A 17523-nucleotide genomic window follows, 5' to 3' on the forward strand; every position below is an offset into this window, starting at 1 on the left:
TCCGCAATTATCAAGGCCGTGCCGTGTATTTGGGCCCTCCTCCTCGTTCATCTCTGTTTCTGGCGCTGTTGGTCAGCACGCCGTTGCTGGCCGACGATCTGTTCCTCGACAACCAGCCACTGCCCCAGGTCCTGACGGCGACCCGACTCAAGCAGTCGGCCGCCGCCGTACCTGGCAGCATGACGGTGATCGACAGCGAACTGATCAAGGCCAGCGGCGCGCGGGATATCGCCGAGTTGCTGCGCCTGGTGCCGGGGATGATGGTGGGCTACACCTCGGGCAACCAGGCTGCCGTCAACTATCACGGCACCAACGCCAGCGAAGCGCGGCGCATGCAGGTGCTGATCGACGGCCGCTCGGTGTACCGCGCCGGCCTGGCCACGGTGGACTGGAGCGATATTCCGGTGGCCATGGAGGATATCGAGCGGATCGAGGTGTTCCGTGGGCCCAATACCGTCAGCTACGGCGCCAATGCGCTGATGGCGGTGGTCAATATCCTCACCCGCTCGCCGGCCAACAGCCAGGGCACCCGGATGAAAATGATCCGGGGCGAGCGCGGGATCAACGATTGGTATGCCAGCCAGGGCCTGGGCTGGGACACCGGCAACCTGCGGCTGTCGCTGTCCGGGCAGCAGGATGACGGCTTTGACAGCGACCGCGTGGGTGCCGACTACCGCGACAGCCGGCGCCTGAGCCGCTTCAGCCTGAAGGTCAGCCAGACCCTCGACCAGCAGCAAAGCATCGACTGGCAGATCAACGCCAAGGAAGGGACCAACCAGCGGCCATACACCTACAAGCCGGTATTTGCCGGGATTACCGATGGCGGTACCGATTCCGACGTCAGCGCCAAGGACTACGCCGCCTCCCTGCGCTGGAACTTCGATTTCAATCCCGACCACAGCCTGTATATCCAGGGTTCGGCGCAGCAATGGGATCGCCGGCAGATCTGGAAGGCCTGTGATGCCAAGGTCTCGTTCAGCCCGCAGTTGACGCAACTGTGGCAAATGAACCCCAACTACGCTGAAAAGTTGGCGCGGCACATAAAGGATTTTGAAAACGGCAGCCCACCACCCGGCTCCCCTGCCGAGCAGGCATTGGCCGAAGAAGTCCTGAAACAATGGAATGAAGGCGGCAAGGAAAGTGTCTGCGGCAATATCGACCAAAGCACCAAGGAAAGCCGCTACGACCTGGAAGTGCAGGACACCCTGAGCCTGTCCGACAGCCTGCGTCTGGTCAGCGGCATGAATTACCGCTACGACCGCGCCGACTCCGACACCTACTTCAATGGCCGGCTGGACGACACCACCTGGCGCCTGTTCGGCCACCTCGAATGGCGCGCCAGCGAACACTGGCTGTTGCAGGGCGGGGCGATGTATGAAAACACCCAACTGAGCGATAGCTCGCTGATGCCCAGGGTCGCGATCAACTATCTGATCAACCCGCGCCACGGGCTGCGGGCGGTGTACTCCGAAGCCATCCGTTCGCCGGACATGTTCGAGAACAACGTCAATTGGAGCTATAAGGTCACGAACCTCAGCTCCCCCACCTACGGGCAGAACGCCGGCCAGTATTTCGTCAAGACCCGGGGCCCGGGCGACCTCGACAGGGAACTGATGCGCTCCCGGGAACTGGGCTATAACGGCTTTTTTGCGGATATCGGGCTGAACCTTGACGTCAAACTGTTCTATGACGAAATCACCGGCATGATCAGCGAGCCCCTGCGCAATAACCAGTACATCGCCAGTAACAGTAACAGCTCGCGGTTTACCGGCACCGAAACCCAGCTGGACTGGCACCTGAGCGCCGCCGACCGCCTGCGCCTGACCTATGCTTACGTGGATGCCCACGCCAGCAACGCGCTGGACCGGCAACAGACCGCGCGCAACAGCGGCTCGGCCGGCTGGATGCGCGAGTGGGGGCAAGGCTGGTCCAGCGCGTTGTTCTATTATGGCAACGATGCACTCAACCAATATCGCTTTGAACGGGTCGATATGCGGGTCGCCAAACGCATCGCCCTGGGCAAGGCCAACTTGGAGCTGGCCGGCATGCTGCAACAACGCCTTGACCGCCAGCCCACTACCCATGTCGACAATAACTACGACCAGCGCCATGTCCTCTACTTCAGCGCGGAGCTAGAGTTCTGACATGAACCCTGCCCAGTCAAGGATGACCGCCCTCTTCCGCGCCAAGTTCTGGCGCCGCTGCCTGCTGCTCGTCAGCCTGGCATTGGCCGTGCCCGCGTGGAGCGCCGAAATCCTGCTGACCGCCGCCGAGGATGGACCCGGCGTGCAGGCATTCACTCAGGCCCTGCGCGAACAGCGCCCCGCCGATAGCGTCACCTTCAAGGCCCTGCAAGACATGCCCGCCCCCGGCCAATTACCGACCAGCACCCGCCTGATCCTGCTGGACCTGCCGAGCCTCGACTGGCGCCTGCAGGACCCCCAGGGCCCGGCCACCCTGGTGCTGCGCATCAGTCGCCTGCAAGCCCGCGAGCGCCTGGGCAGCCATGTGCCCGGCAAGATCAGCCTGCTGTGGAGCGATCCGCCCCTGGACCGGCAGCTGCGCCTGATCGCCAATATCCTGCCCCAGGCCCGGCGCATTGGCGTGCTGTACGGTAGCGACAGCGAATTCCTGCTGCCGGAACTGCGCCAGCATGCCGCAGCCCTGGACCTGGAAATCGTCGCCCAGCACTGGGACAACATTAATGACAGCCGCCCGCTGCTCAGCCTGTTTAAAAACAGCGATGTGTTGTTAGGGCTGGATGATCCCCAACTGTACAACCCGAAAACCGTGAAAAACCTGCTGTTGAGCAGCTACGCCAGGCAACTGCCACTGATCGGCCCCAATGCCGGCTTCGTGCGGGCGGGCAGTCTGGCCAGTACCTACAGCGATCAGGCCGACTGGCTGAATGTGCTTGACCGCCTGCTTGATCACGCGCCGGCCGGCTGGCCGCGCTCGCTGTACCCGGAACACTTTAAAGTCGTGGGCAACCCGCAAGTGGCGCGCTCGCTGGGGATCGAAGTGGTGGACGAGACCACCGTCGCAACCCGATTGGCCGAAGGGGAAAAACACCCATGACCTTGGTTCGCCGCTGGGATATCAACACCCGCACCCAGATCATCACCCTGGGCCCGGCCCTGTTACTGACGCTGCTACTGATCAGCTTCTTTACCTTCGTACGGATCCAGGACTTGCGCCAGGAACTGGACCACACCGGCCAACTGATCGCCAACCAGTTGGCCCCGGCCACCGAGTACGGGGTGATCTCCGGCAACAATGACGTGCTCGACAGCCTGCTGCGGGCGACGCTGGCCACGCCCCATGTGCGTTTCCTGGAAATCCAGGACAGCGCGGAAAACATCCTGGTGTATGTCGAGCAGCCGTCGGAAAAGCACGACCGTTCGCTGTCGGTGAAAGTTTTCCAGGCGCCGATTCGCCTGCAGCATATCCAGTTGGGCAACGATTTTTTCCAGGACAGCACCGCGCAGCCCAAGGCGCCACAGGCCGACTATCTGGGGCGGGTGATTGTCGGCATGTCCAATGACGCCTTCAGCCAGCGCCAACAGGAAATCCTTTTCAAGGCTGGGATCCTCGCGCTATTCGCCCTACTGTTCACCTTCCTCCTGGCGCGACGCCTGGCCGCCAGCCTGTCGCAACCGATCAGCGCCATGGGCCATGCGGTCAAGGCAATCCAGCAGGGTGATTACAAGACCCCGCTGCCGATTGTCGACGACTCCGAGCTGGGCGACCTGTCACGGCATATCAACAACCTTGCCGAAGGCCTGCACCATGCCAGTCGCGAACAGCAGCAGGCCATGGCGCAGTTGATTCAGACGCGGGAGGAAGCCGAGCGCGCCAACAGCGCCAAATCCGACTTCCTGGCGATGATGAGCCATGAACTGCGCACGCCGATGAATGGCGTACTGGGCATGCTGCAACTGCTCGAAACCACCGCCATGACCGACGAGCAGACCGAGTACGCCGCGCTGGCCTCGGAGTCCACCGAACACTTGCTCAAAGTCATCAACGACATCCTCGACTTCTCGCGTATCGAACGCTCGGCCCTGGAGCTTGAGCATATTCCGTTCAACCTGGTGGAGCTGATCAACAGCTGCGCCCAGGCCTTCCAGCACAGCGCCATACAGCGCGGGCTGGTCCTGGAGTTGCCGATCCCGCCGGGCATGGAAGCGCTGCGCGTGCAGGGCGACCCGACGCGGATCCGGCAGATCCTGGTGAACCTGATCGGTAATGCGCTGAAATTCACCGAGCAAGGCACGGTCAGCGTCGAGCCGAACTGGCAGACCCTGGACCACGAACTGCTGTGGTTCACCTGCACCGTGCGCGACACCGGGATTGGTATTTCGGCCGAGCGACTGGAACTGATGTTCGACGCCTTTCAACAGGCGGACAGCTCTATCTCCAGGCGTTACGGCGGCACCGGCCTGGGCCTGCCGATTGCCCGGACCCTGGCCGAGCGCATGGGTGGCACCTTGCGCGCCCAGAGCGACGAAGGCCTGGGATCGGTGTTTACCCTGGAAATCCCCCTGGCGATCTGCCAGCAGAGCCTGCCGCAGATTGCTCCGGACGCGCAGCACAAAGCCGGCGCCGGTGAAGGCCGCCATGTGTTGCTGGTGGAGGACAACCCGGTCAACCGCACCGTGGTCCAAGCCATGCTGCGTAGCCTGGGGTTTGAGGTGAGCGTCGCCACCGACGGCGCCGAAGCGATCCGCAGTGCCGAGAGCCTGATCTTCACCGCGATCCTGATGGATTGCCGGCTGCCGGTGATCGACGGCTATGACGCCACCCGCCAGATCCGCCAATTGCCCGGCTGCGCCGACCTGCCGATCATTGCCCTGACGGCCAATGCGCTACAGGGCGATCGCGAAGCCTGCCTGGCCGCCGGAATGAACGATTACCTGGCCAAGCCGTTCAAACGCACGGATTTGCAGCAAATCCTACAGCGCTGGGTGCATTAGATGGGCAGCATCAGCCAACTGCGACTGGCGTGAAAGACGAAAGTGCGGCAGTCTTAGGCACCCGAGCGGGCCTATAAATGAGTCCGGTTTAAAATTTCAGTGCACAAGTGTACATTCATGTCCTTGATGCTGTGACTTTCACTACAACGCAATAGTCTACCTGTAGGCTGCCGACGTGAGGCAAGCACGCTTCAGTCGGTCGGGAAGATTTACCCGGCCCTGCCGCATGGGATTATTGAGGAGCTCGCATGACCAAACAAAACGCCTTTACCCGGGAAGACCTGCTGCGCTGCAGTCGCGGTGAGCTGTTCGGCCCAGGTAACGCGCAACTGCCCGCCCCCAACATGCTGATGGTGGATCGCATCACCCTTATCAGCGAAGAGGGTGGCAAGTACGGCAAAGGTGAATTGGTCGCCGAGCTGGATATCACCCCGGACCTGTGGTTCTTCGCCTGCCATTTCGAAGGCGATCCGGTGATGCCGGGCTGCCTGGGCCTTGATGCCATGTGGCAGCTGGTCGGCTTTTTCCTCGGCTGGCAAGGCCTGCCAGGTCGCGGTCGTGCCCTGGGTTCGGGCGAAGTGAAGTTCTTTGGCCAGGTCCTGCCGACCGCCAAGAAAGTCACCTATAACATTCAAATCAAGCGCGTCCTCAAGGGCAAGCTGAACCTGGCCATCGCCGATGGTTCGGTGAGCGTCGACGGTCGCGAGATCTATACCGCCGAAGGCCTTCGCGTCGGCGTGTTCACTTCCACTGACAACTTTTAAGGGTTATCCGCATGCGCCGCGTCGTTATCACTGGTCTGGGCATCGTTTCGTGCCTGGGCAATGACAAAGAGACCGTCTCCGCTAACCTGCGTGCAAGTCGCCCTGGCATCCGCTTCAACCCGGAATATGCCGAAATGGGTCTGCGTAGCCAGGTTTCCGGCTCCATCGACCTTCCCCTCGAAGAACTGATTGATCGCAAGATCTATCGCTTCGTTGGCCATGCCGCAGCTTATGCCTACCTGGCCATGAAAGACGCGATTGCCGACTCCGGCCTGAGCGACGACCAGGTGTCCAACGTCCGCACCGGCCTGATCGCCGGCTCCGGCGGCGCGTCGACCTTGAACCAGATGGAAGCGCTGGACATCCTGCGCGAGAAAGGCGTCAAGCGCGTTGGCCCGTACCGCGTCACGCGGACCATGGGCAGCACCGTTTCCGCGTGCCTGGCCACGCCCTTCCAGATCAAGGGCGTGAACTACTCGATCTCCTCCGCCTGCGCCACCAGTGCTCACTGCATTGGCACTGCGGTCGAGCAGATCCAGTTGGGCAAGCAGGACATCGTGTTCGCTGGTGGCGGTGAAGAAGAGCACTGGAGCCAATCGTTCCTGTTCGACGCCATGGGCGCATTGTCCACCCAGTACAACGAAACCCCGGAAAAAGCCTCCCGTGCCTACGACGCCAAGCGTGACGGTTTCGTCATCGCCGGCGGTGGCGGCATGGTGGTGGTCGAGGAGCTGGAACACGCTCTGGCCCGTGGCGCGAAAATCTACGCGGAAATCGTCGGCTACGGCGCGACTTCCGACGGCTACGACATGGTCGCGCCAAGCGGCGAAGGTGCCATCCGCTGCATGCAGATGGCCATGGCCACCGTTGATACCCCAATCGACTACCTGAACACCCATGGCACCTCCACTCCGGTGGGCGATGCCAAGGAAATGGAAGGCGTGCGTGCGGTATTCGGCGACAAGGCTCCGGCCATCAGCTCCACCAAGAGCCTGTCGGGTCACTCCCTGGGCGCCGCAGGCGTTCACGAAGCGATCTACTGCCTGCTGATGATGGAAGGCAACTTCATGGCCGGCTCCGCCAACATCGACGAGCTGGACCCAGCCGTTGCCGATATGCCGATCCTGACCAAGACCCGTGAAGATGCCACCATCAACACGGTCATGAGCAACAGCTTCGGCTTCGGTGGCACCAATGCCACCCTGGTGCTCAAGCGCTGGCAGGGTAAGTAATACCCCGCAGGTTGTGCTTATGAAAACGCCCCGACTGGTTCGGGGCGTTTTTTATGGGGTGGGGTTAACTTTAGACCGCGTCGGCTTCATCGCAGGCAGGCCAGCTCCCACATTGATCGCATTCCAACTCGGTCGAGTGTGGGCTTGCCTGCGATGGCGGTCTTCAGCCCTACACCGAAAACCTCGCCACCATGGTGTTCAGATCCACCGCCAAGCGCGATAACTCCTGGCTCGCCGAACTGGTTTGATTCGCCCCTGCCGACGTCTGCATCGACAGGTCGCGGATATTCATCAGGTTGCGATCCACCTCCCGCGCCACCGCTGCCTGCTGCTCCGAGGCGCTGGCAATCACCAGGTTGCGCTCGTTGATCAGGGTAAACGCCGAGGCAATCTCCTCCAACGCCGTGCCCGCTGACTTGGCAATCTCCAGGGTCGCACGCGCCCGGCCATTACTTTGTTGCATGGAACTGACCGCCTGATCGGTGCCCTGCTGAATCCCGCCGATCATCTGCTCGATTTCCTGGGTCGATTGCTGGGTGCGATGGGCCAAGGCCCGCACTTCATCGGCGACCACCGCAAAACCACGCCCGGCCTCGCCGGCCCGCGCCGCCTCGATCGCCGCATTCAACGCCAGCAGATTGGTCTGCTCGGCAATGGAGCGGATCACATCCAATACCTTGCTGATGCCGTACACCTTCTGCGCCAAGTCCTCGACCTGGGTGGCATTGGCGGTCACGTCGTCGGCCAGGGACTCAATCGACAGCACCGTCTGGTGTACCTGTTCGCGCCCGTGCTGGGCAATGCGATCGGATTCGCGCGAGGCCTGTGAGGTAGCTACCGCATTACTGGCCACCTCCTCCACCGCCGCCGTCATCTGGTTGACCGCCGTGGCGGCCTGTTCGATTTCCTGGCTTTGCTGGTGCAGGCCACGGGTGGCGTCTTCGGTGACCGAACTGAGCTCCTCGGAAGCGGAAGCCAGTTGGCTGGAGGACTGGGAAATACGCTGGATGGTCTCGCGCAGGTTTTCCTGCATGCCCTTGAGCGCCTGCTGCAGGCGCGCTGGCTCGTCCTTGCCGCTGACGGTGATCTCGCCGGTCAAGTCGCCGCTGGCCACCCCTTGGGCGACCCTCAGCGACTGCGCCAGTGGCGACACGATGCTGCGGGTCAACAACACGGCCAGGCCGATGGTAATCAGCGCAGTCAGGGCAATCATGCCGATCACCCCTATCCGGGATTGACTGAACACTTGCTGGGCCAGTGCCGCCGCCTGATTGGCGCTGACCTTGTTGAGAGTGACCAATTCGCCCAGGGTACCGGCCATGGTATCGGCCAGATGATTCATCTCGCCATTGACCACCTCGATCGCATCTTCCAACTGGTTCTGCCGGGACAACGCCATGACCTGCTCCTGGCGTTGCAGGTACTGTTGCTGCTCAACCTTGAAGCGGTCGAACAGTACCTGGTCTTCGGGCAGCACAATCAACGCTTCATACAGCAACTGCGCGGTGTGCAACTGCTTTTTGATTTCGAGGATTTTTTGCTCATTCTGCGCCACCGCCTGAGGGTCGCGATTGACCAGCAGGCGCAGGGTCAAAGCGCGTATGCGCAGCAGATCCTGACTCATTTCACCGGCCGCCATCACACTGGGCAGCCAGTTGGTTTCCACCTGGTCGGACTGCTCGCGCATATTGGCCATTTGCAGCAAGGCGAACCCGCCCAGCACAAATACCATCAACGCCACCAATCCAAAACCCAGGCCTGCACGCGGAGCGATATTGAGACTTCTGATACTCATTGCGCTGATTCCTTTCAAGAGCGCTGCATCCACCTGCAGCGAGTTGCTCTTGAAAGGTATCGGCGTCTTCGGCTTTTTGCGTAAGACGAAAACGCGATATCAAAACGCCTTTATCTACTGAGTCTATTAGTGTAGCGATTCAGCGCACGGTAAAGCTCTTCTGGGTCAGCAGGCGATCACCCTGGAACACCATGAACCGCCACTCGCCCGGCACCACTTCGTGGCTTTCGGTGAACTCGTAGGCCATCACGTCCTGAGGCGCACCGGGCACCAGTTTCTGGGTCACTTCGAACTTGTCATGCCGCTGGCCATCGGCCGTGCGGATGCCTGGAGTGAAGTAGAGCAAAGTCAGCGGCGTGTCTTCGGCCACCTTGCCGAGCAACTGGTAACGCAGGCCAAACTTGGTCCCCAGCTTGGCCGGCACTACGGTGGTGGCCTGGATCTGCTCGTTGCTACGGCGCAACACGCGCTCGCCCGATTGCAGCTCGGCTTTCGGGCCTTCGAATACGCCGAATTCCACCGGGCCTTCGATACGGACTTCGGCACTGGCCAGGCCGCTGATCATCATCAATGCCGCCAGGGCGCTTAAACGGGTGAGGTGCATAGTGGGCTCCTTGAGTGAGATGGCGGGAGCTTATGACACCGGTATGACGGGACGATGACAAACCCGATCAACGCGCCTTGGGCAAAATCGCCAGGAAATTGTCCCGTGCGACTTTTCGCGCAACGTCTTCAGGCAAGGCATCGAGGAAGGGATTAAAGCTGCGCATCTCCTTACCCAACTTGTTGAACCGCCCTACTACATCAGACCCCAGCATAAAGCGCTCCGGGAAGCGCTCTACCAGCGCCAGCCATTGCGGACGGGGCTTTCCCGCCTCGTCCAGTAAATACGGGGTGAGCACACTCCAGGACAGGTCGATGTACAGGTTGGGATAGGCCTCCAGCATGCGGCTCAAGGTCGGCAACAGGAAGTCCAACTGCGTCTGGTGCCGGTGGATCTCCATGCTGGTGCCGGCATGGGCCCAGATAAACCGGGTATGCGGATGATTACGCAATGGCTCTTCGATCTCCGCCAGGTACAAGGGGTTGCGCTCCCGCTTGGAGGTGATGTTGGAGTGCACCAGCACCGGCAGGTCATTTTCGGCGGCCAGGTGATAGATCCGCGTCATGGCCTCGTTATTGGCCCGAGGTGTGTCACCGGAGGTCAGCGCAGTCAGGTCATCATGGCGGGTGAAGACTTCGCCAATGCCCTGCCACAGGCCCGGATACAGGTCGAGCATGCGCTGGATATGGGCCTCGGAGTTCTTGTCGTTGGGGTTGAAGCCGCTGAGGAACGGGTGGAAATGCTGGCGCTGTTCGGGGGCCAGCTCGCTGACGGCTGCCGCGACGATTACATCGGTGGCGCTATACCAGTAGGCACCCGCGTCATCTCCGGCGTAATAGCGTGGGCGCTTGGGTTCGTCTTCGTGCCACTTCTTCGCAACCGGGACGCCGGAAATCATCACATGCTCGATGCGATTATCGGCCATGGCCTTGAGCAGCTTGTCCATGCCGGCAGTCTCCTGGAAGAAGTCGACGTAATGCAGGTGCGCGTCGCTGTAGGCATAGTCGCGGGCGTGTACGGTAAGGCTGCTGGCGGCGAGCAACAGGGCAAGACTCAGGCGGGTCCAGGGCACGATACAACCTCAATAAGGGATTAGTCAGGTAGACCAGCGGCGGCCTGCCGGGGTTCAGCCGATAAAAACACGGAACACTCAGGTGCCAGCATGCTCTATAACTGCATGATCTTCATCCTGCCACCCTGTGAGGTTTACCATGCCTGTTATCGTTAATACGCTGAACACCGAGAACTTTCGCCATAGCGTCAACATCAATAACCATGAGCTGTTTACCGACCTGCCCAAGAGCCTGGGTGGCGATGACTCGGCGCCCTCGCCCCACGATTACTTCGACGCCGCGCTGGCCTCATGCAAGGCCCTGACCGTCAAGCTGTATGCGCAGAAAAAGGACATCCCCCTGACCGGCGTGACCGCGGAAGTCACCCACGACAGCACCGAGGAGCAAAAGGGCAAGTACAAGCTCAACGTCAAGCTGACCCTCAAGGGTGTGCTCACCGATGAGCAACGCACTGAGCTGCATCGCGTGGCCGACAAATGCCCGGTGCATAAACTGATGACCACCGCCGAGATCAGCATCGAGACCAAACTCGCCGAAGGTGCGTTCAGCCAGTAACACCGATTCCCTGCCTGGCGGGTTATGCTCAAGCCCTACAAACCCGCTCAGACAGGGATGCTCCATGACCACCGTGACTGTGATCCGCCCGCGCGCCGAAGATGTCGAAGGCCAGCCCATCCTGCGCCCGCTGCCCTCGCGGGAATGCCGTAGCGTCGGGCCCTTCGTGTTTTTCGACCATATGCTCCAGACCCGCTATGCCCCTGGCAACGGCATGAATATCCGCCAGCATCCGCATATTGGCTTGTCCACCCTCACCTACCTGTTTGAAGGCGAACTCCTGCACAAGGACAGCCTCGGCTCCGATCAAGTGGTACTGGCCGGTGACGTCAGCTGGATGACCGCCGGCAGCGCCATTGCCCACGTCGAACGCACGCCCGACGCGCTCAAGGTCAAGGGGTTCGATCTACATGGCCTGCAGGTGTGGCTGGCCTCGCCCAAGGCACACGAGCAAGGGCCGGGGCATTACAGCCATCACCCTGCCGCCAGCTTGCCGGTCAGTGACAACCTCGGGGTGGTGATCCGCATGATCGCCGGCAGTGGCTTTTGCCTGGAATCACCGGTGCCAGTGCTGTCACCGACGCTGTATGCCGAGGTCCATATGCAAACCGCCACCACCCTGCTGATTCCGGATGAGCATGTGGAGCGGGCGGTGTATGTGCTGGAAGGTGATGCGCAGCTCGAGGGCGAACCCGTGGAACCCCATAGCCTGGTGGTGCTGCCGGCGGGCCAGAGCATGGCGCTGTTTGCCGAGACCGACTGCCATCTGGTGGTCTTCGGCGGTGCACCTCTGGATGGGCCACGGCGGATCAACTGGAATTTTGTCGCCAGTGACCCGGCATTGATCGAACAGGCTCGCCAGCGCTGGGCGGCCGGGGATTGGCCGACAGTGCCGGGCGAGGCAGGGAGAATTGAGCTGCCTCTGAGATAGCTATCGCGGGCAAGCCCGCCCTCACACTTGGAATGCCCTCCAACATGTGCGGGCTTGCCCGCGATGGGGCCAACTCAGGCGCTAAATATTCAGCCCTTGAACACTTCATCCAACAAATTATGCATCGCCTGGAACGCTCGCCCAGCGGTCTTGGCGTCGTACATCATCTTGCCCGGCACATTCGCCTGCGGGTCAGTGAACGAATGCACCGCGCCACCGTAGCTCAGCAATTGCCAATCCACCCCGGCCGCGTTCATCTCGTCTTCAAAGGCAGGCAACTGCTCTTTGGGCACCAACGGGTCAGAAGCGCCATGCAGCACCAGCACCGAACCCTTGATGTTCTTCGCGTCTGCCGGGTTGGGCGTGTCGAGGGTGCCATGGAACGACACCGCCGCCTTCAGCGGCGCGCCGGTACGCGCCAGCTCCAGAGAGCAGCAACCGCCAAAGCAGAAGCCAAAGGTCGCCAGCTTCGAGGTATCGACAGCCGCTTCGGCCTGGCCTTGCAGTTGTTCAAGGGCCGCCTGCATGCGCTTGTTGAGCAGCCCACGGTCATTCTTCAACGGCATCATTGCCGCGCCGGCTTCATCACCGTTCGACGGGCGCACCTGTTGCCCGTATAGATCGGCGATCAACACCACATAGCCCTTGCCGGCCACGGCCTTGGCGATCTCTTCGGCGCCTGCGCTGACCCCCATCCAGTTCGGCGCCATCAACAGGCCCGGCAGCGGGCCCTGGTGGCTGGCATCGAAGGCTAGGCGGCTTTCATAAGACTGGCCATCAATCTGATAGACCACGGAACGCACGGTGACTTGGCTCATCATTTTCTCCGGTTGATATCCATGAAAACGAAAAACCCCGCCGAAGCGGGGTTTTCTTGCAGCGTTGTTAAACCGACAGTTCAACCAACAGCTTGTTCAGTCGGCGCACGTAGGCGGCCGGGTCTTTCAAGCTGTCCCCTGCGGCCAGGGCCGCCTGGTCGAAGAGGATGTGCGACAGGTCGCCAAAGCGCTCTTCACTCTGCTCGCCGTCGAGTTTCTCGATCAGCGGGTGAGCCGGGTTGAATTCGAAGATCGGCTTGGAATCCGGCACCTTCTGCCCGCTGGCTTCAAGGATCTGGCGCATTTGCATGCCCAGGTCCTGCTCGCCAATGGCCAGGATCGCCGGGGAGTCGGTCAGACGGTGGGAAACCCGCACTTCGCTGACAGCATCGCCCAGGGCGGTCTTGATGCGTTCAACCAGGCCTTCTTTGGACTTGGCCACTTCTTCAGCGGCTTTTTTGTCCTCTTCCGAATCCAGGTTACCCAGGTCCAGGTCACCACGGGCCACGTCGACAAAGCTCTTGCCGTCGAAGTCGCTGAGGTAGCTCATCAGCCACTCGTCGATACGGTCGGTGAGCAGCAGCACTTCGATGCCTTTCTTGCGGAAGACTTCCAGGTGCGGGCTGTTCTTGACCTGGGCGTAGGTTTCGCCGGTCAGGTAATAAATCTTGTCCTGACCTTCCTTGGCGCGAGCCAGGTACTCGGCCAGAGACACCACCTGCTCGCCGTCTTCGCCTTGAGTCGAGGCAAAACGCAGCAGGCCGGCGATTTTTTCCTTGTTGGCGAAATCTTCAGCCGGGCCTTCTTTCATGACCTGGCCGAAGTTTTTCCAGAAGCCCTTGTACTGCTCAGGCTCGTTCTTCGCCAGTTTTTCCAGCATGTCGAGTACACGCTTGGTCAGCGCCGACTTCATGGAATCGATGATCGGGTCTTTCTGCAGGATTTCCCGCGACACGTTCAGCGACAGGTCGTTGGAGTCGACCACGCCCTTGATAAAGCGCAGGTACAGCGGCAGGAAGGATTCCGCCTGATCCATCACGAACACGCGCTGCACGTAGAGCTTCAGGCCTTTGGGCGCTTCACGCTGGTACAGGTCGAACGGAGCACGGGCCGGGACGTAGAGCAGCGAGCTGTATTCCAGCTTGCCTTCGACCTTGTTGTGGCTCCAGCTCAGTGGGTTCTCGTAGTCGTGGGCGATGTGCTTGTAGAACTCCTGGTATTCCTCGTCCTTGACCTCGGTACGCGGACGGGTCCACAGGGCGCTGGCGCGGTTGACCACTTCCCATTCCTGGGCTGGAGCCTCCTCGCCTTCGGCCGCCGCTTGTTCTTTCGGCAGTTCGATCGGCAGCGCGATATGGTCGGAGTACTTCTTGATGATATTGCGCAGGCGCCAGCCATCGGCGAATTCGTCTTCACCGGACTTGAGGTGCAGCACGATGCGGGTACCACGGTCGGCCTTGTCGACGGTGGCGATTTCGAATTCGCCCTCGCCCTTGGAGGCCCAGTGCACGCCTTCGCTGGCGTCGAGGCCGGCGCGGCGGCTGAACACTTCAACTTTGTCGGCGACGATAAAGGCCGAGTAGAAGCCCACGCCGAACTGGCCGATCAGGTGCGAATCTTTCTTCTGGTCGCCCGACAGGTTCTTCATGAAATCGGCGGTGCCGGATTTGGCGATAGTGCCCAAATGGGTAATCGCATCTTCACGGCTCATGCCGATGCCGTTGTCTTCGAGGGTGACGGTCTTGGCGTCCTTGTCGAAGCTCACACGGATTTTCAGTTCCGCGCCACCTTCCAGCAACTCAGGCTTGGACAGGGCTTCGAAACGTAATTTGTCGACAGCGTCAGAGGCGTTCGAGATCAATTCGCGAAGGAAAATTTCCTTGTTGGAATACAGCGAATGGATCATGAGGTGCAGCAGCTGCTTCACCTCGGTCTGGAAGCCCAGGGTTTCCTTTTGAGTTTCCACACTCATGGTCATCAAACTCCAATTGGATGGCAGTGGCCGCACCCGAAAGGGTTAGCGGCGGGTTGTCATCAAAGTTGGGGGCTAAGACCAGGATTTCAAGGGCGGGCCTGCTCCTGAATCTTGAAATGCGCGCGAGCGGTCGCGATAGGTTCGGCCGGGGTGCTTTGCCAGGCAGTGATTGCCACATTGGCCACCCGCCGTCCCTGGCGCCAAACCTGGCAGGTGGCAAAGGTGTCGCGAAACTGCCCGGCCCGCAGGTAATCCAGGGAAAAATCGACGATCTTGGGCAAGCCTTTTTCAACCCCTGGGGTGCCCGTGGCCACCCATAAATGAAAGGCCGCCGACAGCTCCATAAAGCCTGCGATCACACCGCCATGGATGGCCGGCAATATCGGGTTACCAATATTGTCCTTGTTGGCCGGCATGCGAAACAGCAACTCATCCCCCAGGCGCGTGCATTCAACACCGATCAGCCTGGCGTAGGGGATCAGTTCGAGCAGCGCCTTATAGTCGCCCCGGTGATGGGCCTGTTGCATGCGGGTCTTGAATTGATGGGTCATGCCTGTTCTCCCTTGATGCTGCTGCCCAGTCCTTTGGTGCCCTTCAGGCGTTTGCCCATGCGCATGAACGTGCCCACCACATGGGCAATCGGCTGCTGGGGGTCATCCTGATAAGCGAAGCCACGGGTGAAAATCACATCGGTGGTCACCCGATAGCATTGGGCAAAACCGAACACCGCCTTGTGCGGCTCGGCCGGGTGCATGTAATCAATGCGCAAATCCAGGGTCGGGCAGACCTCAAACTCCGGGAGCACACACAGAGTGGCCATGCCACAGGCCGTGTCCATCAGGGAGGTCAGGGCGCCGCCATGGATAATCCCGGTTTGCGGGTCACCTACAATCTGCGCGCTATAGGGCAAGAGCAAAGTCATGCCCTGGGGGCTCGCATCATGTACTTGGATGCCCAGGACCTGACAGTGACGCAGGGCCGAAACAAAACGTGCGGCACGCTCTAAAAGGGGGCTATCGGTCATTGGATAAAGACTCTTATTAGTAGTGATCCGGCGAAACAAATACCCCGGAAGAAAGTTCCTGAGCGAAACAGCCTATATATCTGTGGGATTAAAGGAACTAATGCGTGCACCCCATGCTCGAAAGGCCAGTAGATATCTTCAATAAGGAGAAACACCCCATGCGCAAGACTTTCGCTGTTTCCTTGATGTTGGCTGCCGCCCTTGGCCTCGCTGCCTGCGATAAAAAATCCGAGGACAAAGCTCAGGATGCCAACCAGCATGCTGAACAAGCTCAAGAAAAAATGAGCGAAGCTCAGGATAAAGTGAACGACGCTGCAAAAGAAAACGCCGAAGCCGCCAAAGCCCAAGCTGAATCTGACGCCGCCGCTGCTAAAGAAGCTGCTCCAGCTACACCTGCAACCGGTTCCTGATACCGCGGTTTAAATACCACGTTGCAAAAGAAAGCCCGCTTAATAGCGGGCTTTACTTTGTGCGGAGCTTTTATCAAATCAGCAAAGTGCGAAATGTCGGACTAAGCATCAACAACAGTGAACACAGTAACCCCACCACCCACACCAGGCTGCGCTGCCATGCCAAGTCGGCCCAGTAGCACGCAAGATAGACTACCCGCGCAATCACAAAGATGATCGCCAGCCAATCAATCAGGTAGCCCTGGGTCTGAGTGGTATGGGCCATCAATACACCCACTGCAAACAAGATAAACGCTTCAAAACTGTTTTGATGAGCGGCCACTGCCCGTGCGCCGAAGCCGGTCAATTGCGCTTGCTGGCTGCGGGGAAGGTGGTTGTCATACCCGCCCTGCTCTTTCATGGCCTTGCCCACGGGCATGCGCGCCACAAAAATCAGCAGTGCACTGATAAATACACACCAGAACGGAATACTCACGATGTTGCCTCCTTGGTCGCTTCAGGCATCGGTGCCTCTGTAGGGGTATAGACCATGACCTCCAGAACGTCGGAATGAAATTCCCGGCGATACAACACCAGCACCACCCCGCTGCTCATCAGCATGAACAGCCAGGGGCTGACAAACCAGGCAAGCATGGTCATGCCGAAGTAATAGGAACGCAGGCCGAAGTTGAACTGGTTGGCGGCCATCGAAATCACCCGCGCAGCCCGTGAGGCAAACGCCTTGCGCTCCTGCTCGGAGACGTGGCGTTCACCGACCATCGGCGCCGAGCCAATCAGGATCGCCGCGAAGTTGTACTGGCGCATGCACCAACTAAAAGTAAAGAACGCATAGACAAACACCAGAGCCAGGCACAGCAGCTTGATCTCCGACATACCCTGGGACGCCTGCTGCACCATGGGAATATCCGCCAGCAGCGAGACCGCGCGCTCCGAAGCCCCCAGCACGGTAAGGATACCGGCGAGGATGATCAGGGTGCTGGAGGCGAAAAACGAGGCGTTGCGTTCCAGGTTGCCAATCACGCTGGCATCGGCGATGCGGTTGTCGCGCAGGAGCATGCGGCGCATCCAGTCTTCGCGATACAGGTGCAGCACACTGGCCAGGCAGGCCGTGTCCCGGGCTTTCCAGCTGGCGTAGCGGGTGTAGCCGCCCCAGCAGATGACGAACCACAGTGCAGCAAGCAAGTGAATCAGGTTGGCTTCGACAAATGACATGCGGGTCCTCTAAACAATAGGGCTGGCTAACTCGGTCAGTATGGGAGCAAGCCAGCCCCCACACTGACCGTGCTCCTGATCTGGAAAATTCATAACCCTTTCGACGTTAGCCCACAAAAAAAGACACTGCCCACCGCCCATAAAAAATGCCCCG

Annotated in this window: 17 protein-coding genes and 1 pseudogene; 8 read left to right on the forward strand and 10 right to left on the reverse strand. The window is 60.2% G+C overall.

Going from position 1 to position 17523, the window contains the following annotated elements; genetic code table 11:
- The first annotated feature begins 23 nt into the window (after window positions 1-23).
- The 5 genes from JFT44_RS08905 to fabB all read left to right on the forward strand — a co-directional run bounded on the left by JFT44_RS08905 (window position 24) and on the right by fabB (window position 6972).
- Complete coding sequence (locus JFT44_RS08905) at window positions 24-2144, forward strand: TonB-dependent siderophore receptor (protein WP_198830565.1); 2121 nt, start codon at window positions 24-26, stop codon at window positions 2142-2144.
- A gap of 22 nt (window positions 2145-2166) precedes the next feature.
- Window positions 2167-3078, forward strand: coding sequence for an ABC transporter substrate-binding protein (locus JFT44_RS08910; RefSeq protein WP_057958995.1), 912 nt, complete (start codon window positions 2167-2169; stop codon window positions 3076-3078).
- Window positions 3075-4976, forward strand: a complete 1902-nt coding sequence (locus tag JFT44_RS08915) for an ATP-binding protein (protein ID WP_198830566.1) — start codon at window positions 3075-3077, stop codon at window positions 4974-4976. Before JFT44_RS08910 ends, JFT44_RS08915 begins: the two co-directional genes overlap by 4 nt.
- A 248-nt stretch (window positions 4977-5224) precedes the next feature.
- A complete protein-coding gene (gene fabA / locus JFT44_RS08920) occupies window positions 5225-5740 on the forward strand; it encodes a 3-hydroxyacyl-[acyl-carrier-protein] dehydratase FabA (RefSeq protein ID WP_057958993.1) in 516 nt (171 codons plus the stop codon).
- A gap of 11 nt (window positions 5741-5751) precedes the next feature.
- Window positions 5752-6972: a beta-ketoacyl-ACP synthase I gene (gene fabB / locus JFT44_RS08925; protein ID WP_057438874.1), complete on the forward strand. Its 1221-nt coding sequence runs from the start codon at window positions 5752-5754 to the stop codon at window positions 6970-6972.
- 169 nt (window positions 6973-7141) lie between these two features.
- Here fabB and JFT44_RS29070 read toward each other — a convergent pair whose 3' ends face one another.
- From JFT44_RS29070 to JFT44_RS08940, 4 genes and pseudogenes are all read right to left on the reverse strand, one after another.
- Window positions 7142-8005, reverse strand: coding sequence for a methyl-accepting chemotaxis protein (locus JFT44_RS29070; RefSeq protein WP_374067573.1), 864 nt, complete (start codon window positions 8003-8005; stop codon window positions 7142-7144).
- Window positions 7997-8767: pseudogene (locus JFT44_RS29075) on the reverse strand (MCP four helix bundle domain-containing protein); the annotation flags it as partial. The pseudogene JFT44_RS29075 and the gene JFT44_RS29070, both read right to left, overlap by 9 nt.
- A 139-nt stretch (window positions 8768-8906) precedes the next feature.
- Window positions 8907-9371, reverse strand: coding sequence for a DUF3859 domain-containing protein (locus tag JFT44_RS08935; protein WP_057438872.1), 465 nt, complete (start codon window positions 9369-9371; stop codon window positions 8907-8909).
- A 67-nt stretch (window positions 9372-9438) separates the two neighbouring features.
- On the reverse strand, window positions 9439-10443 hold the full coding sequence (locus tag JFT44_RS08940) for an amidohydrolase family protein (protein ID WP_057958991.1): 1005 nt from the start codon (window positions 10441-10443) through the stop codon (window positions 9439-9441).
- A 139-nt stretch (window positions 10444-10582) separates the two neighbouring features.
- On the opposite strand from JFT44_RS08940, the gene JFT44_RS08945 reads away from it, so the two are divergent.
- Together JFT44_RS08945 and JFT44_RS08950 are read left to right on the forward strand one after the other, a co-directional pair.
- Window positions 10583-10999, forward strand: coding sequence for an OsmC family protein (locus JFT44_RS08945; protein ID WP_057958990.1), 417 nt, complete (start codon window positions 10583-10585; stop codon window positions 10997-10999).
- Window positions 11000-11063: 64 nt separating this feature from the next.
- Window positions 11064-11930 (forward strand): pirin family protein, encoded by an 867-nt coding sequence (locus tag JFT44_RS08950; RefSeq protein WP_198830567.1) that lies wholly within the window; start codon window positions 11064-11066, stop codon window positions 11928-11930.
- Between the two features lie 89 nt (window positions 11931-12019).
- Here JFT44_RS08950 and JFT44_RS08955 read toward each other — a convergent pair whose 3' ends face one another.
- The 4 genes from JFT44_RS08955 to JFT44_RS08970 all read right to left on the reverse strand — a co-directional run bounded on the left by JFT44_RS08955 (window position 12020) and on the right by JFT44_RS08970 (window position 15747).
- Window positions 12020-12748: a dienelactone hydrolase family protein gene (locus JFT44_RS08955; protein WP_057958988.1), complete on the reverse strand. Its 729-nt coding sequence runs from the start codon at window positions 12746-12748 to the stop codon at window positions 12020-12022.
- Window positions 12749-12815: 67 nt separating this feature from the next.
- The gene (gene htpG / locus JFT44_RS08960) at window positions 12816-14720 is read right to left on the reverse strand and encodes a molecular chaperone HtpG (protein WP_057438909.1); all 1905 of its coding nucleotides are present in this window, start codon (window positions 14718-14720) and stop codon (window positions 12816-12818) included.
- An 89-nt stretch (window positions 14721-14809) separates the two neighbouring features.
- Complete coding sequence (locus JFT44_RS08965) at window positions 14810-15274, reverse strand: PaaI family thioesterase (protein ID WP_057958987.1); 465 nt, start codon at window positions 15272-15274, stop codon at window positions 14810-14812.
- The gene (locus JFT44_RS08970; protein WP_057438867.1) at window positions 15271-15747 is read right to left on the reverse strand and encodes a PaaI family thioesterase; all 477 of its coding nucleotides are present in this window, start codon (window positions 15745-15747) and stop codon (window positions 15271-15273) included. Before JFT44_RS08970 ends, JFT44_RS08965 begins: the two co-directional genes overlap by 4 nt.
- A gap of 158 nt (window positions 15748-15905) precedes the next feature.
- On the opposite strand from JFT44_RS08970, the gene JFT44_RS08975 reads away from it, so the two are divergent.
- The gene (locus JFT44_RS08975; protein WP_029292691.1) at window positions 15906-16157 is read left to right on the forward strand and encodes a hypothetical protein; all 252 of its coding nucleotides are present in this window, start codon (window positions 15906-15908) and stop codon (window positions 16155-16157) included.
- A 73-nt stretch (window positions 16158-16230) separates the two neighbouring features.
- On the opposite strand, the gene JFT44_RS08980 is transcribed toward JFT44_RS08975, so the two are convergent.
- Window positions 16231-16632, reverse strand: coding sequence for an MAPEG family protein (locus JFT44_RS08980; protein WP_057438866.1), 402 nt, complete (start codon window positions 16630-16632; stop codon window positions 16231-16233).
- The gene (locus JFT44_RS08985; protein WP_057958986.1) at window positions 16629-17369 is read right to left on the reverse strand and encodes a DUF599 domain-containing protein; all 741 of its coding nucleotides are present in this window, start codon (window positions 17367-17369) and stop codon (window positions 16629-16631) included. The genes JFT44_RS08980 and JFT44_RS08985 overlap by 4 nt, the downstream gene beginning before the upstream one ends.
- Window positions 17370-17523: the final 154 nt, after the last annotated feature.

This window comes from Pseudomonas sp. MF5691, assembly GCF_016405645.1.
Taxonomy (GTDB): Bacteria; Pseudomonadota; Gammaproteobacteria; order Pseudomonadales; family Pseudomonadaceae; genus Aquipseudomonas; species Aquipseudomonas shahriarae.